This window comes from Lutibacter sp. (assembly GCF_040883305.1).
Taxonomy (GTDB): Bacteria; Bacteroidota; Bacteroidia; order Flavobacteriales; family Flavobacteriaceae; genus Lutibacter.
In genome coordinates this window covers 1-5,553 of the sequence record NZ_JBFLKT010000414.1, presented here as the reverse complement: position 1 = coordinate 5,553, position 5,553 = coordinate 1, and the positions used below count along the sequence as shown (strand labels likewise).

The following is a 5,553-nucleotide window of genomic DNA, read 5'->3' as shown; positions in this document are numbered from 1 at the left end:
GTTAATTGATTGAATAGCCTGCTCGATTTCTTTCTCATAAAACTTGGTATGCTTTATGGTAACTTTTTGCTTTTCAAGATTATGAACATCTTCTTTTTTTCTATCAAGCTCAGTTTCCTTATCTTTTAATTCAGTTTCATGTTCACTTTCTAAGGCATTAAAAAGCTTTTCATACTCGCTATTTAAGTCAGAAATGAATTTGACTACTTCTTTTTCTATTTCAACTTTTTGAATATCCTTTTGGTTTACAAAAGCATTTAGCTGATTCTCCTGCTCTTTAATGAGGGCTTCATATTTATTATTGATATCACTAAACTTATTTGTAAGCAGGGTGCGTTCGTTTTTTAAAGACTCGAATTCCAACTTCTTTTCTTCATTAGCAGATACTCGTTTGATAAGCTCTGAAATATTAATGCTCTCGTAAAATTTCTTCTGATTAGCGGCATCTTTTAACTTACCATTTAACTGGCTTACACTCTCATTAATCTTAACTTTACGCTTTTCAAATAATTCCTTTTCGTAGTTGAGTTTTTGCTTCTCTGCATTGAGTAACTTTTCTTTATCTTCTTTTTGTAGGTGAAGTACTGGCTTTTCGGATTCAATTATTTCTAATCTGTATTTAAGAAATCCGGCTAACGAGCTTTGCTCCCTTTTTAAATGCCTGATTGCAGATAGTGTTTGAATAGAATTTTCGGCTTGCTTTTGAACTGAAGGGAAACGAAATCGCTTAATATCATTTAATTCTATTTCAAATCCTTTAAGGTGATGATTATACTGGTCTAAATCAATAGTTATGTGTTCATCTTCCATTGAAGAGATAATGGTTTGTTTTATCTCATTGGCATCCAGTTTTGTATTTAAGAAAACGTTTTGTATCGTTCGATAGATATTTTTATATTGTTTTGCTTCGAGTAAAGCATATTTTTTAAATTCATTTTTGCCAATAAAATTACCGTATAAAATATCGCGGTATTGGTCGTAACTATTCACCATTGACGATACATTGATTCTATTGGCATCCAGTTTTTCTCTTATTGTATCCCAATTGTTGTATACCTCTCCAGTTTCTTTTATAAAATATTCAGCATAATATGGTGTATCAATAAAACGGTAGCATACTCTGTTTTGCGATTTAAATGCAACCACGCAATAGGCACCAGTTTCTCTTGCCACTTCATAAATAATGTACGAATTTGCATAGCTTAAATACCAATCGGCAAAGCTTTTAACAGTAGGACCATTTGGAATGCCTAATTTTCGGGAATCGGCATTATAAAAATAAAGAATGGCACGAAGAATAGTGCTTTTACCTACGCCTTGTGTGCCAATGAAATGAATGTTACCATCCAGTTGAATTTCGGAATAAGGAATAGTGGCACTATTGATAAAGACAATTTTATTCAGGTATCTCATCTTGTACTTCTTCTGACAGGTTAATACTTAATATTAATGTTTCCAGATAACTAAACGAGGCTAATACTTTATAGGAATCAGATATCTCATTTTCAAGTTCCACAAAGCCATCGCTCTTTAACTTTTCAACCAACTTCTTTATTCCATCAAGTTCGTTATCGGTTTGGGTATATTTTTTTAAAGCCCTTAGTTTGCTTTTTAGATTGGCATTTACTTTCAATTCCACTGCAATTGATTGGGGTTCGAACCTAAATCCCGAACCAAAAGAAGAGTTGTAAGTTTTGAAAAAATCAACCATATCAATCCATCGGAATGCTTGTTCCAGTTTGCGGGTAATATCGGCTTTTTGTTCGGGACGGGTAAAGTGATAATATTCAATACCCTGAGTTAATATGTAATTGATTTCTAAAAAGTAGTCCTCTAAAGCATCAAAGTTTTCATCAATAAAGCTGAACAATTTTTGGTCTTGTGACCTTGAACTGTTTGAACAAATAAAACCACCTTTACTAAGTTGTTCGAATACGTCTTTCTTTAAGTTATTTATAGCCATATCTTCTTATTTAGGGTAAATGACTGAAAACTCTGTTCCTTTATAAATCACATATTTATCTGTAAACCGAAAGTCATTTTCATAGAGAGAAATGAGTTGGCAATAGCATGTTACTATTTCTTCAAAGCTTACTTCTTTTGGATAATCATATTGGTTTACAAAATCGAGTAAATGATAGCCAGATGCAGTAAAACTACTTTTCATTTTCTCCAAATCGATAAAAATATCAGTTTCTACCGTATCATTAAAAAATGTTTCATCAATAGCTTTTGCCAGTGGTACTTTTAATTTAACGGTACTTTTAATTTTTTTGCTTAGCGCTTTAATTATTTCATAAGTATCGTCATCCTGTAAAATATCTAACGAAAGTTTTACCGGAAAAACAGGCCTGTTTTCGAACGCCACCGGATTCATTTTGTTAAGTAGCTTAACAATATCCGATTTGCTTTCTAGTTCAAATTGGTCTTTTAAATACTTAACTTGACGAATTTTCTCGATAAGTTTACTTTGGTGTTTTACCTGGTTCAGAAAATCGATGATTTGTTTCTCTGTTTCAATCAGGTTATGGCGTGCTTCTTGCAGCTGCAACCTTAATTCTGTGGTAACGTGGTTTAATTCATCATCTTTGGCTGTTGCAAAAAAAGTAAGTTCGTCTTCCGTTATAAATTGTTCCGTAACTGCTATAAGCTTCTTGATGTCAATTCTGCGTTGGTCGTAATTTTCAAGCTTCTTTATTTTAATCTTATAGTTGGGTTCTGTTTTAAAGGTATTATCGATATTCCGGTTAAGGTCAACAATATTACGTAAACAAATAAACCCCATCTTACGCAGAGAGCCCTTTACTGATTTGAGATATTTATATTTTCGGTGCTCACTATCTTCTGCCAAATAGTAATCAATATTCTCCTTTAACAAGGTGATATGCTCAGTAATAAGAGAGATGTTAATTTCCTCGTTAACATCAAGTATTTGCTCAAAAAATGAAAGCAACTGGTCTTCGATTTCCAGATAACGGCCATTTCGAATAATAATCCCTTTCTCAATTAAGGAATCTACCTTGCTTTCTTCCATCAACTCAATAGCCTGGTCGTAACGGTAATCAAACGATTTTCGTTTGCCAAACATTTCCCCCAGCAAATCTTTTCCTAGAACTAGAGCATTGAGTAACTCTTTTATGGAATGGAAGGTGTACATATTTAGCTTAAGGTTGAAATAAACATATCATTCCTATATTTTAATCGTGCTGGAACGATAAATTTGACTTAATGATTTATTTTTCTCGTTTTTCCAATATTGCCATCCATTTCTACTGCCGCCTAATACAAATGATGCGGCTGCACTCGGTGAACCAAATTTTATATCCTGTGTAGCGACAAAATATTCACCTTCGTCTTTCATATTATTATCACTAATCATTTTATTCCTGCCTAAAATTTGGTCTGGAGACAATGAACTTGTCTTTTTTAATACTTGACTTCCTTTTGATAAAATTATGGATTCATCTTTCGGATTATAAATACCCTTAGCTGAAACATTATCCCTATTAATATAAAATTCAGCTAAAGGAGTTGTAGCTAATGGTTCAGGATTATTGGGTGTTTCTGTAGGATTTGAAGCTTCTGAGGAATCTTTATTTTGTGTAGTTTCACTATTATTCCCATTATACAAGCCCCAAATTTCATTTATCTTGCCAAATAAAGGTTTGAAGTTCTCAAACTCCGCTGGATTGATTAAATTATTAGTAATTTCTGTTAATCGTCCTTTTACTTTTTCTTTTATATCAGTTGATATATCTTCAATAGATTTATTTTCAAATAAATATTCAGATACAATTTCGTTGTAGGCTTGTTGATAATGTTTTGAATCAAATAAATTCTCAATAGTCAAATTTGAATTTTTGTATGTAGATGGTTTGGGATAACAAAAAGAAACAAAACCTTTTTTCACAAGCTTAGCATTCCCGGCAAACTTTACCTGAGTTTTATTACAACAATCTACTCCTTCAGCATCATTATCAAACACCCCAATGAACAATTTATTGTGCTCAATATCACTGGTTCGTAAACCTGTAATTATTTGAGGAATATTAGATGCACCATGCATATTAAACACATCAAAATTTAAGTCAGGGTAATCTTCGCCTAGTACATCGAATGCTTTTTCAATATGCATTTTGTCGTGCTGTCCTTCAACGAACAAAGTGATTGGTTTACCAGAAGTAAGGAAAATATTTTGTTGATGTTTATTCCATATTTCACCGGCTAAATCCTCAATTATTGCTTCTTTCTTTTTATCTACACCACGCCCGGAATCAAGCATGTAAAGATTCTTTCTGCCCAACGATTGAGTAATAGTTGGTGAGTGTGTGGTTATTACAATTTGCCTGTTATCCTTATAAGGTTCAAATGCTTTTACAATTTGTGATTTATTGTTTAAGTGTACATGAGCATCTGGTTCGTCCAAAATGAAAAGACTATCTTCTTGTTCTGCGAACTCAAATGCCGCCTTAACCAGAAGTAATTTCTTTTCACCCTCGCTTAAATCTTCAATGGTTAGGTGTTCGTTGAATTTTATAGTAATATCATCGAGTATTTTACTTGATTTTGGAGTAAAAGCAATGTATAAGTATTTATAAACATCATCGGGGATAAAAGCTTTATTTGCTAAAACTTCTTTTAATTCTTCAAGTGTATATTCCGATTTCCCATCTATTGACCTTATAAAATCCATTACCAAACTGTTACTGTAGTTTTTGTAATTATCTTTTTTAAAGTCAAACTTAATTTTGTCAATTTGATTAATGCCCAAAACTTCTTTGACAAATTTAATGTTATCGGGAGCATCCGATAATGCTAATGTTAACAACGATAAATGCCAATAGTGTTTGTTTAAGTAAAGCATTTGTGGCATTATTTGGGATAGTGCCAAGCCTTGAATTTCAGTCTTGTTTATTTTACTTATAAAATCATCATAAATGGGTTGGTAATATTTTTTCCAAAGTCGGTCTTCTTCGCCACTATATATTGCTACTAACTTTTTGGGTAAGTAGTCATTTATTGAGACTTGAGCCTTGGCATTCAAATAATATAGAATTTTCGATTTCTCTTTCTCAATCCTAATGGTTTGATTATTGGTGTTTTGATATTCAATGGTATAATCGAACCAAACAGACTCTTTAGGATTGTATAAACTTTTAAATATGAAACTCAATGCTTCTAATAGGTTACTTTTGCCACTACCATTTTTACCAATTAGAGCAATAATATCGGAATCATGAACAAGTTTGATTTCTAAGTTTTTATATCCTTCAATTTTCAATTCTTTTATTTTCATGATTCAAATATTTCGTTTTCTAATTCTATGATAGCTAATTCCTTATTTTCAATAGCTTTATTTTTTAATTCCACAATTTCAGCTTTTTTCTTTTGAATCAAACTTGAAATTTCCTTCTGAACATCCAATGGAGGTAGTATTAATGGTGATTGTAAAAATTCTTGTCCATTAATATTTGGTTGTCCTGAAATTCTTTGATTTGATTCAATCCATTTCTTAAATGGATAAGACTTAGTATAATAAAATAAATATTCAGG

Annotated in this window: 5 protein-coding genes; all 5 read right to left on the bottom strand. The window is 31.9% G+C overall.

All coding sequences use genetic code 11. From position 1 onward, the window contains the following. A partial coding sequence (locus tag AB1Z17_RS13375) for an ATP-binding protein (RefSeq protein WP_368052271.1) occupies positions 1-1,413 on the bottom strand: 1,413 nt, incomplete at its 3' end. After that, positions 1,397-1,963 (bottom strand): hypothetical protein, encoded by a 567-nt coding sequence (locus AB1Z17_RS13370; protein ID WP_368052270.1) that lies wholly within the window; start codon positions 1,961-1,963, stop codon positions 1,397-1,399. The genes AB1Z17_RS13370 and AB1Z17_RS13375, both read right to left, overlap by 17 nt. A 6-nt stretch (positions 1,964-1,969) precedes the next feature. Continuing rightward, the gene (locus AB1Z17_RS13365; protein ID WP_368052269.1) at positions 1,970-3,157 is read right to left on the bottom strand and encodes a hypothetical protein; all 1,188 of its coding nucleotides are present in this window, start codon (positions 3,155-3,157) and stop codon (positions 1,970-1,972) included. 33 nt (positions 3,158-3,190) lie between these two features. Beyond that, complete coding sequence (locus AB1Z17_RS13360) at positions 3,191-5,296, bottom strand: DUF4357 domain-containing protein (RefSeq protein ID WP_368052268.1); 2,106 nt, start codon at positions 5,294-5,296, stop codon at positions 3,191-3,193. Beyond that, positions 5,293-5,553 (bottom strand): restriction endonuclease subunit S (locus AB1Z17_RS13355; protein ID WP_368052267.1); only part of this gene is annotated, 261 nt, incomplete at its 5' end. The genes AB1Z17_RS13355 and AB1Z17_RS13360, both read right to left, overlap by 4 nt.